Here is an 18,063-nt window from a genome sequence, read left to right as displayed (position 1 = left end):
GCCCCAGTCGTTCAAGGCGAATGCGTAATGTCCGTCATATCATCTACCGCCAAAGCCCCGGTATCCGCCGTTTCCAGCACCACATAGGCGCTCCCGCAAAACAGCGAGTTCAAGCGCTTCATGTCGGCGATCAGCTCAAGGTGCAGCGAACTGGTTTCAATACTCTGCACGATCTTGCGTTGCAAACGGCTGACATGCGCATGAGCCAGACGCCGCTCCTGTGCGCGAAAGCGGCGTTTCTCGCGCAACAACTGGCGGGCGCTTTCGCGATCGCCACTGAGGAACACCGACAGCCCCAGGCGCAGGTTGGCGATCAATTGCTGGTGCAACCCGGCCAGATCCTCCAGGCCTTCTTCGGAGAACGAGCGGCGCTGGGAGGTTTTCTGCTGCTGGATCTTGCGCAGCATGCGTTCGATCAGGTCGGCAGCGAGCTTGAGGTTGATCGCCAGTTCGATGATTTCGGCCCAGCGCCGACTGTCGCGCTCGCCAAGATCCTCGCGTGGCATTTGCGCCAGATACAACTTGATGGCGCTGTACAGCGACTCGATGTCATCGGCGATCCGGCGCATTTCCTGGGTCACCGCTGTTTGCTTGCCGCGCAACACATCGAGAGTAGCGTCGAGCATGTTGTCGAGCAGGTCGCCGATGCGCAGGGTTTCTCGCGCGGCATTGGCCAGCGCCAGGCTCGGCGTGACCAGCGCCGTCGGGTCGAGGTGTCGCGGTTTGGCCGTGCCGTTGACTTCCGGCCGCTCCGGCAGCAGCCAGGCACACAGCCGCGCCATCGGCCCGACGCTCGGCAACAGGATCAGGCAGCGCGCGGTGTTGTAGAGCAGGTGGAAGCCGATGACCATTTCCTGCGGGCTGAAATCGAGGCTGTCGATCCAGTGCACCAGCGGATCGAGTACCGGAATGATCAGCAGCAGGCCGATCAGTTTGTACAACAGGCTGCCCAGCGCCACTTGTCGGCCAGCAGCGTTTTGCATGCTGGTGCTCATGAACGCGAGGATGCCGCTGCCGATGTTGGCACCGATCACCAGACCGATCGCCACCGGCAGGCTGATCACACTGGCCCCGGCGAGGGTGGCGGTGAGCAGCACGGCGGCGAGGCTGGAGTAGGAAATCATCGCAAACAACGCGCCGACCAGAGCGTCGAGCAAAATGTCGCCGGTCAGCGAAGCGAAAATTACCTTTACCCCTTGGGCCTGTGTGATCGGTGCCGCCGCTTCGACAATCAGTTGCAGCGCGAGAATGATCAGCCCCAGACCGATCGACACCCGGCCCATCTGCCCGAGCCGCGTCTGTTTGCGCGACAGGAAGAAAATCACCCCGAGGAAAATCAGCAACGGCGACAGCCACGACAGGTCAAACGTCAGCACCCGCGCCATCAGCGCCGTACCGACATCGGCCCCCAGCATCGTTGCCAGCGCCGGCGTCAACGCCATCAGGCCCTGACCGACAAAAGAGGTCACCAGCATTGCCGTAGCGTTGCTGCTCTGCACCATCGCCGTGACTAGAATACCGGCGACGAACGCCAGCCATTTCTTCGACATGTTCTGGCCGATCACATGCCGCAGGTTGGTTCCGTACACCCGCAGAATGCCGGTTCGGACGATGTGCGTGCCCCAGATCAGCAGGGCCACGGCAGAAAGAAGATTGAGCAGGGTGAGCATGCAGACCCCCTCTTATAGCAGCGCCCCAGAGGGGCAAGTGGACGGCACCGCGCGGTTTCTACGTTCTTGATACTTAAGCTGTAGTTGGCGAACGGTCTCGGCGCCAGCATTGCACAGCTAAAGCGTGGATTGAAACAAAAGTGTCATGAACAACGGGTTTGTCGGTACCTTCTGAATCGAGCACAAACAAATGTAGGAGTGAGCCTGCTCGCGATAGGGCCGTCAGCCTCAACATCGTTGTTGACTGACGGACCGCTATCGCGAGCAGGCTCACTCCTAGAGGATTGTGGTTTTGCAGGATCAATCGCTGAAGTGGTCCCTGCTCAGGCCAACGTCGATTAAATACCTGGCCGTCTTCACATTCCGCTCATCACATCGCGCATAGCACTTGATGTGCATCAGCAGGCTGTATTTGTGTGGAACCAGAAGAATGACCCCATCCGCCTGATCAAAAAGCTTTGCTTGTAGCTGTCGCCTTTCATCATCACTCTGCAATTTGATCCAATCATTTCCCTCAACGGGTTCAGGAGTCCAGTTGGCGTTCCTGAACATCGTTTGCAGCTTGGCCAAGAGCGCAATTGTCTTATCAAAGGGAAGCGATTCAACCATTGGCGACGTCGTTATGCCGTCTACTTTTCCCTTGGTATAGCCCACCGCGCCGTAAATTGTTTCGGGCAAGGTAAAGCCATGCTCGGGATCATCAAAAGTAATCACGACCGGGCTGCTTATCCAAGTCGAGTCGACCTTGGGAGGGTCACTTGGATATATGGCTGTTTTTTGTTCAACAGGGAAACTGGAGTCTTTGACGACTTCGGCGTATGGCTTGCCAATATGAGCATAGATCCTGTCGACACCGGACATGGAGTAGGCGACAACAACCGCCATAACGAGCGCTATCCCAGTCCCGGCAAATGCCAGTCGACGCGAAATAATCGTCACTTTATTCCGCCCCCGTTAGCAATATCCGTAATTGACTGTTTCAGTTGAGCACGAGTCGCTGGGTTCTTGAGCAAAGCATCAAATTGGCCAGCAGCTCGTAACACGAACTCCATTCGCTGATCCCTGTCCGCGAGATTAGCGATAGGATTCTTGGAAAATGAAACTTGTCTGTTATCGGGAGCCTTGCACTGACTAGCAAGCGTTAGTTGAATTTCCTCTGCTACACCAGAGAACATGCCAGTCACCACGGATACGTAGTTGCCCGCATGAGTACCGCGCATCAGTGTTGCAAATTGCGTGTCCTCATACATTGCGGGCTGCAAGATATTCAACTGTTCGTGTCGTGCCATCTGTTGAACGCTTTCGGCAATTTCACCGGCATCAATCGCTTCAAAGGTTCGGTAAATCTCACCCGCATCAATCCCAAACTGCACCTTATTCGCTATCGGCCACATTACATCCTTCTCAATGCCACGCCGGCTTCTCAAACACTTCTCCATTTCCTTGTACCCCCGCACCATAAAAAACCGGTGCAACGGATAAACGTCGAGAAACAGCGACGTATTACCCAGCGCCAACATCTCATACACATAGTCCAGTTGCTGCTGAACCACTGAACGTGGGTTGTCGCCGAAGGTGATGTCCTCCGTCGGCATCGGGTTGGCTGCCCGAGCCTTGGCCAGCTCCTGCTCTGCCTCGGGATTGGTCTTGCTGAACTTGAACCCAAAGCCTTCAAACAGAGTTTCCGATGGTGCGGTTCGCAGCTTTTCCTGTGCCGCCTTCTGTGCAGCGATGGCGGTTTGCAGTTTAGTGGCGTGGATCAGCCCACACCCCACCTGCTTCGAAGCAAACGCCGCCAACCCTGCCCACTGAAAGCGGTTATCCGCCAACCACAATTGCGCGTAAGCAGCGTTGATCTTGCGGTTGCGGGCCTGGGGGTCGGCGATGAGAACGCCGCCGGGGGCGACCCATTCTTCGGCTTCTTTCTGAAAGCGCCGCCACAGGCAATTGCAGGTCAGCAGCGGGACTTCGACGCGGGTTTTCGGGTTCGGGCCGGCGGTGCTGGTCTCGCGTTTACAGGAGGGCAGCTCACAGGTGCTGTCCCAGAGTTTTTTCATGTCCAGGTCGTCTGGCGCGATGCATTGTGCAGTCATTGTTTCGTCCTTGAAGGTCAGGCGGTCCAGCGTACAACGGCGAGATCGGGCTGCAGGGTCGCGACGCTCTGGGTCATGCCCTGCGCAGTGGTCAGGCCTTTGACAATGCGGCCTTCGGCGGTTTCGATCTCATAGCCTTGTTCGGCGATGGGTTCGCCGTTGCCAGCGCTGACGGCTTTGAATTCGACCAAGGGCTGGCCGATGATCGGCAACGGTGGAACGAACGGAGCAGGGGTGTGCGAGCTGCCGATGATCACATTACCGGAGCCGCCAAACGACGCCGCCATGGCTGGCGGTGCTGTCGAGGGTCATGGCGTTCTTGCCATTGATGAACACGGTGGACGAAAAGGCACCGCTGAGCGCTTGGCCGCAGGTGCATTTGTCGCCCAGGCGAGCGGCGGCGAGGCCGTTGAAGAAAACGTCGCCGGAACCGCTGGCAATCGGGTTGGTACCGTGGCCTGGAATCGGGCAAGTAGTCGGATCCGTGACGCGCGCGGCGGGTTTTCCAGACATGAACGTTCCTTGTATGTCGTTGAGCCGAGCAGGCGACGCTAACGGCCAGAGCCTTGAGCGTCAACCGTTGTGCCCGGTAGCAACGGCGTTCCTGGCTGCACAGGACAAACGTGGGAGCACCACAATCGAATGGCTGAACCCAGAAACAAATGTAGGAGTGAGCCTGCTCGCGATAGGGTCGTCAGCCTCAACATCGTTGTTGACTGACGGACCGCCATCGCGAGCAGACTCACTCCTACAAGGCGTGAAGCTATGCAGTGTTCTAGCGCAGTTTCACCGGATCCTGCTGCTTCTTCTTGCGGGCGATCGCGCCGCGCATCTTGATGTTGATCGCTTCGACCGCCAGCGAGAACGCCATGGCGAAGTAGACGTAGCCTTTCGGTACATGCACGTCGAACGATTCAGCGATCAGCACGGTACCGACCACCAGCAGGAACGACAGCGCGAGCATTTTCAGCGACGGGTGCTTGTCGATGAATTCGCTGATCTTGCCCGAGGCCAGCATCATCACCAGCACCGCCACGATGATCGCCGCGACCATGACCGGTACATGGGAAACCATGCCGACGGCGGTGATCACCGAATCCAGCGAGAAGACGATGTCGATGATCGCAATCTGGATGATGGTGTAAAGAAAATTGCCGCCCTTGCCCGAAGGCGCGTCGTCGCTGTCTTCTTCACCTTCCAGCGCGTGGTACATCTCCTGGGAGCTTTTCCACAACAGGAACAGGCCACCGAAGAACAGGATCAGGTCGCGGCCGGAAATGCCCTGGCCGAACACTTCGAACAGATCGGCGGTGAGGCGCATGACCCAGGTGATCGACAGCAGCAACAGGATCCGCGTGATCATTGCCAGAGCCAGACCGAAGATCCGGGTGCGCTGCTGCATGTGCTTGGGCATGCGGCTGACCAGAATCGAGATCATGATGATGTTATCGATGCCGAGGACGATTTCCAGGGCGGTCAGGGTGAAGAAGGCAACCCAGATTTCGGGGTTGGTCAGCCATTCCATGTGTATTCCTTTGAGCAATTGTTAAACCGAAAAAGGTCCGGGCTTCAAACCGCGAAGCCAGGACCCGAATCGGTGAGTCTTGGGCTTATAGAGTGCTGAACACCGGGAAAGTCCCCAACAGCAGCGCAGCAATCAGAATGCAGATACACACCAGGATCGCCCATTTCAAGGTGAAACGCTGGTGATCACCGAAATCGATACCAGCCAGCGCCACCAACAGATAGGTCGACGGTACCAACGGGCTCAGCAAGTGGACGGGCTGGCCGACGATCGAGGCACGGGCCATTTCCACTGCAGTGATTCCATAGTGACTGGCCGCGTCGGCCAACACCGGCAACACGCCATAGTAGAACGCGTCGTTGGACATGAAAAAGGTGAACGGCATGCTCACCAGCGCCGTGATCACCGCCAGGTACGGGCCGAGGAACTCCGGAATCACCGCCAACAGGCTCTTCGACATCGCATCGACCATGCCAGTGCCGGACAGGATACCGGTGAAGATACCGGCCGCAAAGATCAGCCCGACCACTGCCAGCACGCTGCCGGAATGCGCGGCGACGCGATCCTTCTGCATCTGCAGGCACGGGTAGTTGACGATCATCGCGATACTGAACGCCACCATGAACAGCACCGGCAACGGCAGCAGGCCGCCGATCAGCGTGCACATCAGGCCGAAAGTCAGCGCGGCGTTGAACCAGATCAGTTTCGGCCGGCGCGCATCGGGGAATTGCGAGACGCTGATTTCGCTGTGATCGATCTCGTCGCCGACCAGATGCAGCTCACCAAGGCGCGCACGCTCACGCTTGCCGTAGAAGTAGGCAATCATCAGGATTGCCACCACACCTGCGGCCATCGCCGGGATCATCGGCACGAAGATATCCGACGGGTCGACATGCAGCGCACTTGCCGCACGAGCGGTCGGGCCGCCCCATGGGGTCATGTTCATCACGCCACCGGCGAGAATGATCAGACCGGCCATGATCCGCGGGCTCATGCCGATGCGGCTGTACAGCGGCAGCATGGCGGCCACGCAGATCATATAAGTGGTCGCGCCGTCACCATCGAGTGAAACGACGAGCGCCAGTACGGCGGTGCCGACCGAAACTTTCAGCGGGTCGCCCTTGACCAGTTTGAGGATCTTGCGCACGGCCGGGTCGAACAGGCCGGAGTCGATCATCAGGGCGAAATACAGAATGGCAAACATCAGCATCACGCCGGTCGGCGCCAGCTTGGTGATGCCTTCGAGCATCATCGGGCCGATCTTCGGCGCAAAACCGCCGAACAGGGCAAACAGGATCGGGATGATGATCAGCGCGATCAGCGCAGACAGGCGCTTGGTCATGATCAGGAACATGAACGTGATGACCATGGCGAAGCCAAGGAAAGTCAGCATGGGAAATACTCCAGGCGTAGCGCGGCGAGTTGGGTGAGCGGATCAGGCGCGATCAGCGCAGAACGGCAAACGCGAAACGTACGGGCGGAGTGACAGCGAAGAGGCGGGTTGCAGAGGACATCAGAATCACCAATTGTTGTTGTTAAATGGGCCGGGGCGAGCGAGTCATCGCAGGCGGTGGCCAACCGGTCTGTTGCCGGGAGTGGGGCGATCCTAATCGGGGAAGCTTTCAGCTACCTTTCGCTGGGCAAAGCTATGAATGAACGGTCATTCGCCCGCTGAAGTTGACTCTGAGCCAATAAACACGGGGGAAGGGCATTTGGGCGCTGTTCCTCGCACAGCAGCGACTGCCACTGCCGACACATCCGCTGATGTTTTAGCTGCAATCGGTGATGTTCAAAAAACCGACAGATTCAACGGCCGCATCGCGCCCATCCAGATCGCATGGTCGCTGTGGTCGAGCAAATCATTGCCGGTATCCGGGTGCAGAAACACCACCAGACCGTGGCGATTGAGCGCCAGCCACGGCAGGACATCGCCGAGCAATTCAGGACCGAAGGCCAATTGGCAGCTCCAGTCCGGGTGCGGGCCGACCGGGCGCTCGTGGACGCGGCCCATTTTCAACGCAAACGTCTGCGCGGCCTGTTCGCACAAGGCGCGCGCCTGGTCGATGGTATCGGCGTCGAAATAGATGTGGGCGTGGTAACCCCTGATCGCGTGCATCGCAAATCCTCTGATCGGTTCGAACCCTCGGCGTTTTCCACCGTCACAGGCCATATGGGCCCAAAACAAGGAAAACAGCCATGAAGAATGCCGAAACCCCGGCGGTAAAAGTGGTGCTCTATGGTGCCATGAGTAGCCTGGGCAGCGCGCTGATGGCTGAACTGCTGCGGCGCCAGCACGAAGTCATCGCCATTCTCGACGATCTCACCGCACTGGCGCCACGCCCGGGTTTGCGCACCAAAACCGGTGATCTGTTCGACCCGGAGCGGGTCAACCAGAGCGTGGCCGGCAGCACCGCGGTCATCTGTTTACTCGATGCGCCGGGGTTGCCGTTCAGCAGCGATCACGTCGAGCGCTCGGTGGTACTCGGCCCGGTCGAGCAAGTGCTGGCGGTGGATGCGCTGATCGATGGCTTGCAACTGGCCAGTGTTGAGCGGTTGTTTCTGGTGGGTGACTTTGCCGTGCTCGACGAGGCGGACGTCGACGACCGCCTGCAACGCCACGCTGCAGAAGAAATTCTCGAGGCGCTGGAAAGCAGTTCGCTGCAATGGACACTGGTCAACGCGCCCCATGGAGTGGCGGGGCTGACCATCGAACATTTCAGTCAGGTCGGCGGCAATCTCGAGCCGGGCCTGGCCGAGCCGCTGGAGCGCTTGAATCGCGTGGCGGTGGGGATTGCCGACGAGTTAAGGCTGAATCTGCATATCCGCGAGCATGTGAATTTTGTCGCAGCGTCGGACTAGCGCTTCAGATGGCAATCGAAGGCAGTGCCAGTCCGTTGAACGAGGCAGCGCTGCTGGCCTGCTCAGCCATCAGCCAATCGACAAATAACTGAATCAACGCACCTCGGCGTTTGCGTGGCGGCAGCACCACGTAATAACCCAGGCGTGACAGGGTGGTTTCGGCGAGCGGTCGACACAGCAAACCTTGCGTCAGCAAGTTATCCACAAGGTGCCGCCAACCAATCGCCACGCCTTGGCCACCAATCGCTGCCTGAATCAACAGCGTGTAATTGTCGAAACGCAATTGCCCCGGCGCAGGCGCGGTGGCCAGGCCCAGCTCGCGAAACAGGCCACTCCAGTCAAACCAGTTGCTGCTGTTCTCGCCACGCAAGTGCAGCAGCGGAAACTCCAGCAATGCCGGCGCGGGCAACGGTAGCGGGCGCCCCTTGAGCAACAGCGGGCTGCACACCGGAAACACTTCCTCGCTGAACAGCCAATGGCTTTCGCCCTGCTTGAAACGCCCATCACCAAACAGCACCGCCACATCGATATCGGTGCGCAGCATGTTGTGGTTGCGCTCGCTGGTCACCAGGCTGACATCGATCTGCGGGTTGGCTTCGTGAAAACGGTGCAGGCGTGGCATCAGCCAATACGCGGCGAAGGCGAAGTCCGTGGCGACTTGCAGCACCTCGTGTTGCTGCTGCGTGCTGATCGCGCTCAACCCGGCATCGATGTTTTGCAAGCCAAGGCTGACCTGCTCGAACAGGATCACGCCGACCTCCGTCAGCTCGATGCCGCGATAGATGCGATCGAACAAGCGCGTGCCGAGCTGTTCCTCCAACCTTTTGATCTGCTGACTGATTGCCGGTTGCGTGGTGCCGAGCTCGACCGCCGCGGCGGTGAAACTGCGATGTCGAGCAGCCGCCTCGAAGGCGCGCAACAGGTCAAGCGACAAGTCCCCGAGAGCTTCATACATAAGCTGTGCTTATCCTAGTCATTGTCTGGCGCAGGCTTTACCGAACAGAGCATGGGCTCCATGCTCGATTGCAGCAATGTCGCATAAATATTCACTATGGAATGCCGCGATCACATGAAGCGCAAGAACATTCTTTTCATCATGGCCGATCAAATGGCCGCGCCAATGTTGCCGTTCTACGGCCCGTCGCCGATCAAACTGCCGAATTTGTCGCGCCTCGCCGAACAAGGCGTGGTGTTCGATGCCGCTTACTGCAACAGTCCATTGTGTGCACCGTCGCGCTTCACCCTGGTCAGCGGCCAGTTGCCGAGCAAAATCGGCGCTTACGACAACGCTGCCGATTTCCCCGCTGACATCCCGACCTACGCCCACTACCTGCGCCGCCTCGGCTATCGCACCGCACTGTCGGGCAAGATGCATTTCTGCGGCCCGGATCAATTGCACGGTTATGAAGAACGTCTGACCAGTGATATCTACCCGGCCGATTACGGCTGGGCCGTGAACTGGGACGAACCGGATGTGCGGCCGACCTGGTATCACAATATGTCGTCGGTCTTGCAGGCCGGGCCCTGCGTGCGCACCAACCAGCTCGATTTCGATGAGGAAGTGGTGTTCAAGGCTCAGCAATACCTGTTCGATCACATTCGCGAGGACGGCGACCAGCCGTTCTGCCTGACCGTTTCGATGACTCACCCCCACGACCCGTACACGATTCCCAAGGCTTTCTGGGATTTGTACGACGATGCCGACATCCCGCTGCCCGCGACGCCGGATCAGCATGAACTCGATCCACATTCGCAACGCCTGCTCAAGGTGTACGACCTGTGGGACAAGCCCTTGCCTGTGGACAAGATTCGCGATGCGCGCCGCGCTTACTTCGGTGCGTGCAGCTATATCGACGCCAACGTCGGCAAACTGCTGCAAACCCTCGAAGATACCGGTTTACTGGATGACACTATCGTGGTGTTCTCCGGTGACCATGGCGACATGCTGGGCGAGAAAGGCCTCTGGTACAAAATGCACTGGTACGAGATGGCTGCCCGTGTGCCGCTGCTGATCAGTGCGCCGGGGTTGTTCGATGCCGGCCGGGTCAGCGCCGCGGTATCGACCGCCGACCTGCTGCCGACGTTTGTCGAACTGGCCGAAGGCACACTCGAACCGGGCCTGCCGCTGGATGGCCGCTCGCTGGTTTCACACCTGCAAGGGCAGGGCGGTCACGATGAAGTGTTCGGCGAATACATGGCCGAAGGCACCGTCAGCCCGTTGATGATGATCCGTCGCGGCGCCTACAAATTCATCTACAGCGAAAGCGACCCTTGCCTACTCTTCGACGTAGACAACGATCCGCGCGAACTGGAAGAACTCAGCCAGTCGCCGGCACATCGCCAACTGTTCGAAGACTTTCTCGCCGAAGCGCGGGCCAAATGGGACATTTCGACGATCCACGGCCAAGTGCTCGCCAGTCAGCGCCGCCGCCGTTTCGTCGCACAAGCCCTGACCCTCGGCAAGCTGAAGAGCTGGGATCACCAGCCGCTGGTGGACGCCAGTCAGCAGTACATGCGCAACCACATCGACCTTGATGATCTGGAACGCAAAGCACGTTATCCACAACCCTGCCAAAACCAATAATGTAAGGGGAAGTTCATGGGCAAGTTATCCACAGTTGTGACGGTTGGCCTGATCGCATTGAGCAGCGCCTCGGCGTTTGCCGAGCAGAGCTGCGACACGGTGAAAATGGCCGATCCGGGCTGGAGCGACATCGCAGCGACCAACGCCATCACCGGGTTTCTGCTCGACGGCATGGGTTACAAGGCCAAGGTCGACACCCTCGCCGTGCCGATCACCTTCGGCGGTCTGAAGGACGGCCAGGTCGATGTGTTCATGGGCAACTGGATGCCGGCTCAGCAGGGCTTCTACGACAAGTTCGTCGCCACCGGTGATGTCACGCAACTGGCGAAGAACCTCGAAGGCACCGAGTTCACCCTCGCCGTGCCGGATTACGTGTGGGATGCCGGTGTGCATGATTTTGCCGACCTGAACAAACACGCCGACAAGTTCGATCGCAAGATCTACGGCATCGGCTCCGGTGCGCCAGCGAATATTTCGCTGCAGGAAATCATCAAGAAGAATGATTTCGACATGGGCCAGTGGAAGCTGATCGAGTCCAGCGAACAGGCGATGCTCGCGGAAGTCTCGCGCGCGGTGAAGAAGCAGAAATTCGTCACCTTCCTCGGCTGGACCCCGCACCCGATGAACGTGCAACTGAAAATGCATTACCTGAAGGGCGGCGAAAAGTACTTTGGAAGCACCGGCAGTGTTTACACGCTGACACGCAAAGGTTACGCCGAAGCCTGCCCGAACGTGGGCAAGTTGCTGACCAACCTGGCGTTCACTCAAGACATGGAAAACAGCATCATGGCCGAGGTGGTGAACAAGAAGATCAGCAATGCCGAGGCGGCGAAGGCGTGGATCAAGGCCAACCCGGCGGTGCTCGACAAGTGGCTGGACGGGGTGAAAACCGCAGATGGCAAGGATGCGTTGGCGGCGGTGAAGGCGAAGCTTTGACGATCGCGGGGTTGGCGAAATTGTGCTCGACTTGAGATTTACCCCTCATCGGAACGCCGCCCGCCCAGCCATCTCCCCCAAGGGGGCGAGGGGAAAGGGAGCCGATCCTTATGCCATTCAAAACCTGAGTTCGACTGGATATTTCAGGGCGGCGTACATCCATCATTCACCGCGACCAGTCCCCTCTCCCTCCGGGAGAGGGCTAGGGTGAGGGCTTCTTCTACCTGACACCCTGTTACCCTTGAACAAAACCCCAACCGCGAGGACCCATGGCCTTCCCCAGCCGCTACTCTCTCTTCCCTTTCCTCACCTGGCTGCCACGGCAAACCCGCGCCAGCGTCGGACGGGATCTGATCGTCGGGCTCAGCGGGGCGATTCTGGCGTTGCCCCAGTCAATTGCCTACGCGCTGATCGCCGGCCTGCCGCCCGAGTACGGTTTGTATGCGGCAATTGTCCCGGTGCTGATTGCCTGTCTGTGGGGTTCGTCCTGGCATTTGATCTGCGGCCCGACTGCAGCGATTTCAATTGTGCTGTTTGCCAGCGTCAGCCCATTGGCCGTGCCGGCATCGCAGGACTACATCACGCTGATCCTGCTGCTGACCTTGCTCGCCGGAATCTTCCAGTGGCTGCTCGGTCTGTTGCGCTTCGGCGCGCTGGTGAATTTCGTTTCGCATTCAGTCGTGCTGGGTTTCACCCTCGGCGCGGCGGTAGTGATTGCTATCGGCCAGTTGCCGAACCTGCTGGGGCTGGAATTGCCCGCCAATACCACAGCGCTGGCAAGCCTGATGGATCTGCTTGAGCATCTGCGGGCTGTGGATAAACCTTCGCTGGTACTGGGCGTGGCCACGGTGCTGGTCGGCATCGTGCTCAAACGCTGGCTGCCGCGCTGGCCGACGCTGCTGATCACCCTCGTAATGGCCAGTGTGCTGGTCTGGCTGTGGCCGGCGATGTTCGGCCATGTGCATCTGGTCAGCGCCTTCGTCGGTCGTTTGCCGCCGTTCAGTGCCTTGCCACTGGACCTCGATCTGATTTTGCGTCTGCTACCCAGCGCCGTGGCAGTCGGCATGCTTGGCCTGGTCACCAGCCTGTCGATCGCGCGCTCGATTTCCGCGCGGTCGCAACAGTTGCTCGATGCCAACCAGGAAGTCCGTGCACAGGGCTTGTCGAATATCGTCGGCGCGTTTTTTTCTGGCTCGCTGTCCGCCGGCTCGTTTACCCGCTCAGGCCTGAGTTATGAGGCGGGCGCCTGCTCGCCGCTGGCCGGGGTGTTTTCGGCACTGTGGGTGGCATTATTCGCGATCTTTGGCGCCGGGCTGATCGCGCACATTCCGATCCCGGCGATGGCCGGGAGCATTCTGCTGATTGCCTGGGGCCTGATTGACCATCGCGCCATTCGGGCATTGCTGCGGGTCAGCCGCGCCGAGTTCGTCGTTATGGCCCTGACCTGCCTGGCCACGTTGCTGCTGGAATTGCAGACCGCCATTTATGCCGGTGTGCTGGCCTCGCTGTTCTTCTACCTCAAGCGCACCTCGCAACCACGGGTGCAACACTGGCGCGACGGCGAAGACGATGTGCTGCGGGTGGGCGGGTCGATTTTTTTCGGCGCCAGCCATTACCTGCAAGTGCGCCTGCAACGCATGCACGGCAAACGGGTAGTGATCGAAGCGCAGCAGATCAACTTCATCGACTATTCGGGGGTGGAAATGCTGCATCAGGAGGCGCGCCGCCTGTTGCGGCAGAACCGCAGCCTGACCTTGCGTGGGGCGCGGCCGCAGGTGGTGGAGGAATTGAGGAAGCTTGAAGGGCCGGAGAAATGCCCGATCCGCTTTGAAGACTGATCAGACAAACACCGCGTCCCCTTGCAGGAGTGAGCCTGCTCGCGATAGCGGGGTATCAGTCAATACATGGGTGTCTGAAAAATCGCTATCGCGAGCAGGCTCACTCCGACAGAGGTCATTGTGCCAACTGGCGGCGCAACTCAGCCAGCACCGGCGCCGTCTCCGGACGCACACCGCGCCACAGGTAAAACGCCTCAGCGGCCTGCTCAGCCAGCATCCCCAGACCATCCATCGACAGCGCGGCGCCATGTTCACTGGCCCAACGGCAGAACGCGGTCGGCTCCTTGCCGTACATCATGTCGTAGCACAGGGTCTTGCCCGGTTCGATGAGGCTCGCGGCAATCGGCGGCACGTCGCCAGTGAGGCTGGCGGAGGTGGCGTTGATGATCACGTCGACCGACTCGCGCAACCAGTCGAAACCGCTGGCCGACACCGGGCCCAGATCGCCAAACGATTCGGCCAGCAGCTCGGCCTTGTCCACGCTGCGATTGGCAATGATCAGCGACGCCGGTTTCTCCGCCAGCAGCGGCTCCAGCGCACCGCGCACTGCGCCACCGGCACCCAGCAGCAAGATACGTTTGCCCGCCAGGCTGAAGCCGGCATTCACCGTCAGATCGCGCACCAGCCCGGCACCATCGGTGTTGTCGCCGAGCAGCGAGCCATCGGCCCGTTTGCTCAAGGTATTCACCGCGCCTGCGCGTTGCGCTCGGGCGGTCAGGCTATCGGCCAGGCGATAGGCGTCTTCCTTGAATGGCACAGTGATGTTGGCGCCGCGGCCTTCTTGAAAAAACGCCATGGCGCAGCCAACAAAGTCATCGAGTGGGGCCAGCAAGGTGCGGTATTCAAGCTGCTCGCCGGTCTGCTGCGCGAACAGTTGGTGAATCATCGGCGACTTGCTGTGGCCGATCGGGTTGCCGAAAACGACGTAACGATCCATCAGAGGTCCTCAGGCTTCGGCGAGCCAGTCGCGGTCTTGCAGGAAGTACTCGGTCAAGCGCGCTTCTTCGCTGCCAGGCTCGGCCTTCCAGTCGTAAGCCCAGCGCACTTGCGGCGGCAGGGACATCAGAATCGATTCGGTACGCCCACCCGATTGCAGACCGAACAGCGTGCCGCGGTCGTACACCAGATTGAACTCAACGTAGCGGCCACGACGGAATTCCTGGAACTCACGCTGCTGGGCGGTGAACGGATCATTTTTACGGCGCTGCACGATCGGCAGATACGCCTCGATATAGGCGTCGCCGATTGCGCGCATGAAGGCGAAGCTGGTGTCGAAGTCCCATTCGTTCAGGTCATCGAAAAACAGCCCGCCAATGCCGCGCGGCTCATGACGATGCTTGATATGAAAGTAGGTGTCACACCAGGCCTTGTAACGCGGGTACACGTCAGCACCGAACGGCGCACACGCCTGTTCGGCAACGCGATGCCAATGAATGCAATCTGCTTCGTTGCCGTAATACGGGGTCAGGTCAAAACCGCCGCCGAACCACCAGACCGGCTCTTCGCCTTCTTTCTCGGCGATAAAAAACCGCACGTTGGCGTGGGAGGTCGGTACGTGCGGGTTGTGCGGGTGGATCACCAGCGATACGCCGAGGGCTTCAAAACCGCGGCCGGCCAGTTCCGGCCGGTGAGCACTGGCCGAGGGTGGCAAACCGCTGCCAAAGACATGGGAAAAATTGACCCCGCCCTTTTCGACCAGCGCGCCGTTCTCCAGCACCCGGGTACGACCGCCACCGCCGGCGGGCCGGGTCCAGGCGTCTTCGACGAAGCGCGTGCCACCGTCTTCGGTTTCCAGAGCGGCGCAGATGCGGTCTTGCAGGTCGAGCAGATAGGCCTTTACGGCGTCGGTGCGGGTCGTCATGGCTTCACCTTGAATCGGGCGGCGCCCCCGGCAGGCGGGGCGGCGCAAATGGGCGCGTAGCATACCATCGCACAATGGCCCGCCGCAGTTGACGAAGATCAAGCATGGGAGTTGGATAGGAGGCTTACAAAAAGCCCCAAGGAGAGCAGGCAGATGGCAAAGCGTATCCAGTTCCGCGCCCACGGCGGTCCCGAAGTGCTCGAATATGTAGATTACGAACCCGCCGCACCCGGCCCGAATCAGGTACGGGTGGCGAACAAGGCCATCGGCCTGAACTTCATCGACACCTATTTCCGCAGCGGCCTGTATCCGCCGCCGGCGTTGCCGTCCGGACTGGGCGCTGAAGGTGCGGGCATCGTTGATGCAGTGGGCAGCGACGTCACCCGCTTCAAGGTCGGCGATCGCGTGGCCTACGGCACCGGCCCGCTCGGCGCCTACAGCGAGTTGCACGTGCTGCCCCAGGACAATCTGGTGCACCTGCCAGAGGACATCAGCTTCGAAACGGCTGCCGGCGTCATGCTCAAAGGCTTGACCGTGCAGTATCTGCTGCGCCAGACCTATGAACTCAAGGGTGGCGAAACCATTCTGTTTCACGCTGCGGCCGGTGGCGTCGGCTCGCTGGCCTGCCAGTGGGCCAAAGCGCTTGGCGTGAAGCTGATCGGTACGGTCAGCTCCAAAGAAAAAGCCGAACTGGCCAAAGCCAATGGCGCCTGGGCAACGATCGATTACAGCCACGAGAACGTTGCCCAGCGCGTGCTGGAATTGACCGACGGCAAAAAAGTCCCGGTGGTCTATGACGGTGTCGGCAAGGACACATGGCTAACGTCCCTCGACAGCGCTGCGCCACGGGGCCTGGTCGTCAGTTTCGGCAACGCTTCCGGCGCGGTGGACGAGGTGAACCTGGGCATTCTTTCTGCCAAAGGCTCGCTGTATGTCACCCGGCCGACCCTGGCGACCTACGCCAACAACGCCGAAAACCTGCAGCGCATGGCCGACGAGCTGTTCGAGATGATCAGCAGCGGCAAACTGAAGGTGGACGTCAGCCAGCGTTATCCACTGGCCGAGGCGGCGAAAGCGCAAACCGAACTGTCGGCGCGGCGCACCACCGGCTCCACCGTCCTGCTGCCCTGACAAACCCATCGGCGTCTCGCCAGCCAGGGCTTGGCGCCATGGCTGGCGAGACGTGCGAACCTCTTCAGAAACCTGGCGGATGACACGCCATCGGCTTCTGCACTACATGGCTGACCATAGCCTGATCCGGCTGTTGCACCGCCGCGAGGATCTGCCGCCACTCGGCTGACAACACCCAGTAATCGCCGCGTGCGCGATGGTCGATGTGCAAGGCATTGGAAGCGATCGGCATCAGGCCGAAGCGTTGGTAAAAACGCAGCTGTTGCGACCGGCACAGTGCGGTGACGCCCTGGTAGCCATTCCTGATCGCCCACTCGGCAGCGGCGGCCAACAGACCGTTGACCGCGATGGGCAGTTGATGGGTCGTGTACGAGATCAAACGGCTGAATTCGACATGCCGTGACAGCGCCACCGTGGGCGACACATGTTGTTGCGCCAGCAACGCCCATTCGAACGGTGCCGGAGTGGCACGCAATACCGCCAGCAGTTGATCGTGCCGGTACAGCAGAAAGTGCGTACTGCGCGACTTGATCGCCAGTTGCGTTTCGAGCAGCCGCGCACGTGAGGACAGCATGTAATGCTGCAGCCGCAGCCGAAATTGCCGATCGATGAACCGATCGAAATCCTGAGTATCCGATCCTGCTTCGAGCGTCACGATACGGCAACCTTCGTGATGACTCTTTAACGTCGCCTGAAGCGTTTGCAGGTAATCCGTGAGTTGCAAATCCGTAGTGTCCATTCTTTCTCCGCGTCCTTTACTTATCGAAGTGTTTCGAGTGCAGGGAAAGGATGGTTGCTTTTGGCGATTCCGCCACGCCAGGCAGTCTGATAATCAGGTGGGAAAAATCAATGAATCCGGGTAGTTGGCGACTTTTCCGACACGATGAGCAGCCCCGTTGCAGGACAAATCGCAGGCATGCGTAGTACTCCTCGTCATCACGCCGAGGAGTACGTACATTTTTGATGCTTGGAGGCGGATCAGTCGGGACGAATGACCTTGCCGCTCGCCAGGTCGCGGATCACGCTGGGGTTCTTGCGTCCACCCAGTTGCCCGCCGAGCACCAGGTCGATCTGCCCACGGAAATACTGCTCGACCCGTAACCGCGTGCGTGCGGCCGGGCGACCCTGCGGGTTGGCCGACGTGGAAATCAGCGGTCCGACCAGTGAACACAGGTCGCGCACTTGCGGATGATCACTGACCCGCAGCGCCACGGTGTCGTGGATGCCCGTCACCCATTCGGGCAGCAAGCCCTGGTGCGGCACCAGCCAGGTGTTCGGCCCCGGCCAGGTGCTGGCCATGCGGTCGATCCATTCCTGCGGGAAATCTTCGAAGAGGAAGTCGAACTGGCGAATGTTGTCGGCGACCAGAATCAGCCCCTTGACCACCGAGCGATTCTTGATCGCCAGCAGCCGGTCGACCGCCTCTTCGTTCCACGGGTCGCAGCCCAGCCCCCAGACGGCTTCGGTTGGATAGGCAATCACCGCCCCGGCGCGAATCTCTCGCGCGGCTTGTTGCACACGCCAACTGTTGACCATGAAAAAATCTCCGCAATCAGGTTTCGCGCA

The 18,063-nt window shown here is 59.8% G+C and carries 16 protein-coding genes and 1 pseudogene; 5 read left to right on the top strand and 12 right to left on the bottom strand.

Features of this window, described 5'->3' with window-relative positions; genetic code table 11:
- Positions 1-11: 11 nt before the first annotated feature.
- The 7 genes and pseudogenes from BLU52_RS25235 to BLU52_RS25205 all read right to left on the bottom strand — a co-directional run bounded on the left by BLU52_RS25235 (position 12) and on the right by BLU52_RS25205 (position 7,404).
- Complete coding sequence (locus tag BLU52_RS25235) at positions 12-1,670, bottom strand: Na/Pi cotransporter family protein (protein WP_090287905.1); 1,659 nt, start codon at positions 1,668-1,670, stop codon at positions 12-14.
- Between the two features lie 300 nt (positions 1,671-1,970).
- A complete protein-coding gene (locus tag BLU52_RS25230) occupies positions 1,971-2,609 on the bottom strand; it encodes a hypothetical protein (RefSeq protein ID WP_231987993.1) in 639 nt (212 codons plus the stop codon).
- Positions 2,606-3,763, bottom strand: a complete 1,158-nt coding sequence (locus BLU52_RS25225; protein WP_090287904.1) for a DUF2515 family protein — start codon at positions 3,761-3,763, stop codon at positions 2,606-2,608. Before BLU52_RS25225 ends, BLU52_RS25230 begins: the two co-directional genes overlap by 4 nt.
- Before the next feature lie 17 nt (positions 3,764-3,780).
- Positions 3,781-4,276: pseudogene (locus BLU52_RS25220) on the bottom strand (PAAR domain-containing protein).
- Between the two features lie 262 nt (positions 4,277-4,538).
- Positions 4,539-5,288: a TerC family protein gene (locus BLU52_RS25215; protein ID WP_090287902.1), complete on the bottom strand. Its 750-nt coding sequence runs from the start codon at positions 5,286-5,288 to the stop codon at positions 4,539-4,541.
- Between the two features lie 85 nt (positions 5,289-5,373).
- Positions 5,374-6,681, bottom strand: coding sequence for a CitMHS family transporter (locus BLU52_RS25210; protein ID WP_090287900.1), 1,308 nt, complete (start codon positions 6,679-6,681; stop codon positions 5,374-5,376).
- A gap of 396 nt (positions 6,682-7,077) precedes the next feature.
- The gene (locus BLU52_RS25205) at positions 7,078-7,404 is read right to left on the bottom strand and encodes a DOPA 4,5-dioxygenase family protein (protein ID WP_090287898.1); all 327 of its coding nucleotides are present in this window, start codon (positions 7,402-7,404) and stop codon (positions 7,078-7,080) included.
- 80 nt (positions 7,405-7,484) lie between these two features.
- On the opposite strand from BLU52_RS25205, the gene BLU52_RS25200 reads away from it, so the two are divergent.
- Positions 7,485-8,147, top strand: coding sequence for an NAD(P)-dependent oxidoreductase (locus tag BLU52_RS25200; RefSeq protein ID WP_090287896.1), 663 nt, complete (start codon positions 7,485-7,487; stop codon positions 8,145-8,147).
- 4 nt (positions 8,148-8,151) lie between these two features.
- Here BLU52_RS25200 and BLU52_RS25195 read toward each other — a convergent pair whose 3' ends face one another.
- Entirely contained in the window at positions 8,152-9,102 is a 951-nt protein-coding gene (locus tag BLU52_RS25195) for a choline sulfate utilization transcriptional regulator (protein WP_090287895.1), read from the bottom strand.
- A 114-nt stretch (positions 9,103-9,216) separates the two neighbouring features.
- Between BLU52_RS25195 and betC the strand changes: the two genes are divergently transcribed.
- From betC to BLU52_RS25180, 3 genes are all read left to right on the top strand, one after another.
- On the top strand, positions 9,217-10,731 hold the full coding sequence (gene betC / locus BLU52_RS25190) for a choline-sulfatase (protein ID WP_090287893.1): 1,515 nt from the start codon (positions 9,217-9,219) through the stop codon (positions 10,729-10,731).
- Between the two features lie 15 nt (positions 10,732-10,746).
- On the top strand, positions 10,747-11,667 hold the full coding sequence (choX, locus tag BLU52_RS25185) for a choline ABC transporter substrate-binding protein (protein WP_090287891.1): 921 nt from the start codon (positions 10,747-10,749) through the stop codon (positions 11,665-11,667).
- A gap of 269 nt (positions 11,668-11,936) precedes the next feature.
- Positions 11,937-13,505: a SulP family inorganic anion transporter gene (locus tag BLU52_RS25180; protein ID WP_090287890.1), complete on the top strand. Its 1,569-nt coding sequence runs from the start codon at positions 11,937-11,939 to the stop codon at positions 13,503-13,505.
- A gap of 115 nt (positions 13,506-13,620) precedes the next feature.
- On the opposite strand, the gene aroE is transcribed toward BLU52_RS25180, so the two are convergent.
- Both aroE and hemF read right to left on the bottom strand, forming a co-directional pair.
- The gene (gene aroE, locus BLU52_RS25175; protein WP_090287886.1) at positions 13,621-14,442 is read right to left on the bottom strand and encodes a shikimate dehydrogenase; all 822 of its coding nucleotides are present in this window, start codon (positions 14,440-14,442) and stop codon (positions 13,621-13,623) included.
- Positions 14,443-14,451: 9 nt separating this feature from the next.
- Positions 14,452-15,366 carry an oxygen-dependent coproporphyrinogen oxidase gene (gene hemF, locus BLU52_RS25170; protein WP_090287884.1) on the bottom strand — a complete coding sequence of 305 codons (915 nt, stop codon included), beginning with the start codon at positions 15,364-15,366 and terminating at the stop codon, positions 14,452-14,454.
- Positions 15,367-15,519: 153 nt separating this feature from the next.
- Here hemF and BLU52_RS25165 point away from each other — a divergent pair, with 153 nt between their 5' ends.
- Entirely contained in the window at positions 15,520-16,497 is a 978-nt protein-coding gene (locus BLU52_RS25165; RefSeq protein WP_090287882.1) for a quinone oxidoreductase family protein, read from the top strand.
- A gap of 64 nt (positions 16,498-16,561) precedes the next feature.
- On the opposite strand, the gene BLU52_RS25160 is transcribed toward BLU52_RS25165, so the two are convergent.
- Together BLU52_RS25160 and BLU52_RS25155 are read right to left on the bottom strand one after the other, a co-directional pair.
- Positions 16,562-17,236 carry a hypothetical protein gene (locus BLU52_RS25160; RefSeq protein WP_090287881.1) on the bottom strand — a complete coding sequence of 225 codons (675 nt, stop codon included), beginning with the start codon at positions 17,234-17,236 and terminating at the stop codon, positions 16,562-16,564.
- A gap of 239 nt (positions 17,237-17,475) precedes the next feature.
- Positions 17,476-18,033 carry an L-threonylcarbamoyladenylate synthase gene (locus tag BLU52_RS25155; RefSeq protein ID WP_090287880.1) on the bottom strand — a complete coding sequence of 186 codons (558 nt, stop codon included), beginning with the start codon at positions 18,031-18,033 and terminating at the stop codon, positions 17,476-17,478.
- Positions 18,034-18,063: the final 30 nt, after the last annotated feature.

It is taken from the genome of Pseudomonas granadensis (genome assembly GCF_900105485.1).
In the GTDB taxonomy this organism is placed as follows: domain Bacteria; phylum Pseudomonadota; class Gammaproteobacteria; order Pseudomonadales; family Pseudomonadaceae; genus Aquipseudomonas; species Aquipseudomonas granadensis.
Note: the sequence above shows the minus strand (reverse complement) of the source record. Positions and strands in the feature narration are given on the sequence as shown.

Excerpts from the sequence above, each read along its gene's own strand:
- BLU52_RS25180 (WP_090287890.1), top strand. The coding sequence starts at position 11,937 with ATGGCCTTCCCCAGCCGCTACTCTCTCTTCCCTTTCCTCACCTGGCTG.
- BLU52_RS25195 (WP_090287895.1), bottom strand. The coding sequence starts at position 9,102 with ATGTATGAAGCTCTCGGGGACTTGTCGCTTGACCTGTTGCGCGCCTTC.
- BLU52_RS25165 (WP_090287882.1), top strand. The coding sequence starts at position 15,520 with ATGGCAAAGCGTATCCAGTTCCGCGCCCACGGCGGTCCCGAAGTGCTC.
- BLU52_RS25225 (WP_090287904.1), bottom strand. The coding sequence starts at position 3,763 with ATGACTGCACAATGCATCGCGCCAGACGACCTGGACATGAAAAAACTC.
- aroE (WP_090287886.1), bottom strand. The coding sequence starts at position 14,442 with ATGGATCGTTACGTCGTTTTCGGCAACCCGATCGGCCACAGCAAGTCG.
- BLU52_RS25215 (WP_090287902.1), bottom strand. The coding sequence starts at position 5,288 with ATGGAATGGCTGACCAACCCCGAAATCTGGGTTGCCTTCTTCACCCTG.
- BLU52_RS25205 (WP_090287898.1), bottom strand. The coding sequence starts at position 7,404 with ATGCACGCGATCAGGGGTTACCACGCCCACATCTATTTCGACGCCGAT.
- choX (WP_090287891.1), top strand. The coding sequence starts at position 10,747 with ATGGGCAAGTTATCCACAGTTGTGACGGTTGGCCTGATCGCATTGAGC.
- BLU52_RS25160 (WP_090287881.1), bottom strand. The coding sequence starts at position 17,236 with ATGGACACTACGGATTTGCAACTCACGGATTACCTGCAAACGCTTCAG.
- BLU52_RS25155 (WP_090287880.1), bottom strand. The coding sequence starts at position 18,033 with ATGGTCAACAGTTGGCGTGTGCAACAAGCCGCGCGAGAGATTCGCGCC.
- BLU52_RS25200 (WP_090287896.1), top strand. The coding sequence starts at position 7,485 with ATGAAGAATGCCGAAACCCCGGCGGTAAAAGTGGTGCTCTATGGTGCC.
- hemF (WP_090287884.1), bottom strand. The coding sequence starts at position 15,366 with ATGACGACCCGCACCGACGCCGTAAAGGCCTATCTGCTCGACCTGCAA.
- betC (WP_090287893.1), top strand. The coding sequence starts at position 9,217 with ATGAAGCGCAAGAACATTCTTTTCATCATGGCCGATCAAATGGCCGCG.
- BLU52_RS25210 (WP_090287900.1), bottom strand. The coding sequence starts at position 6,681 with ATGCTGACTTTCCTTGGCTTCGCCATGGTCATCACGTTCATGTTCCTG.
- BLU52_RS25235 (WP_090287905.1), bottom strand. The coding sequence starts at position 1,670 with ATGCTCACCCTGCTCAATCTTCTTTCTGCCGTGGCCCTGCTGATCTGG.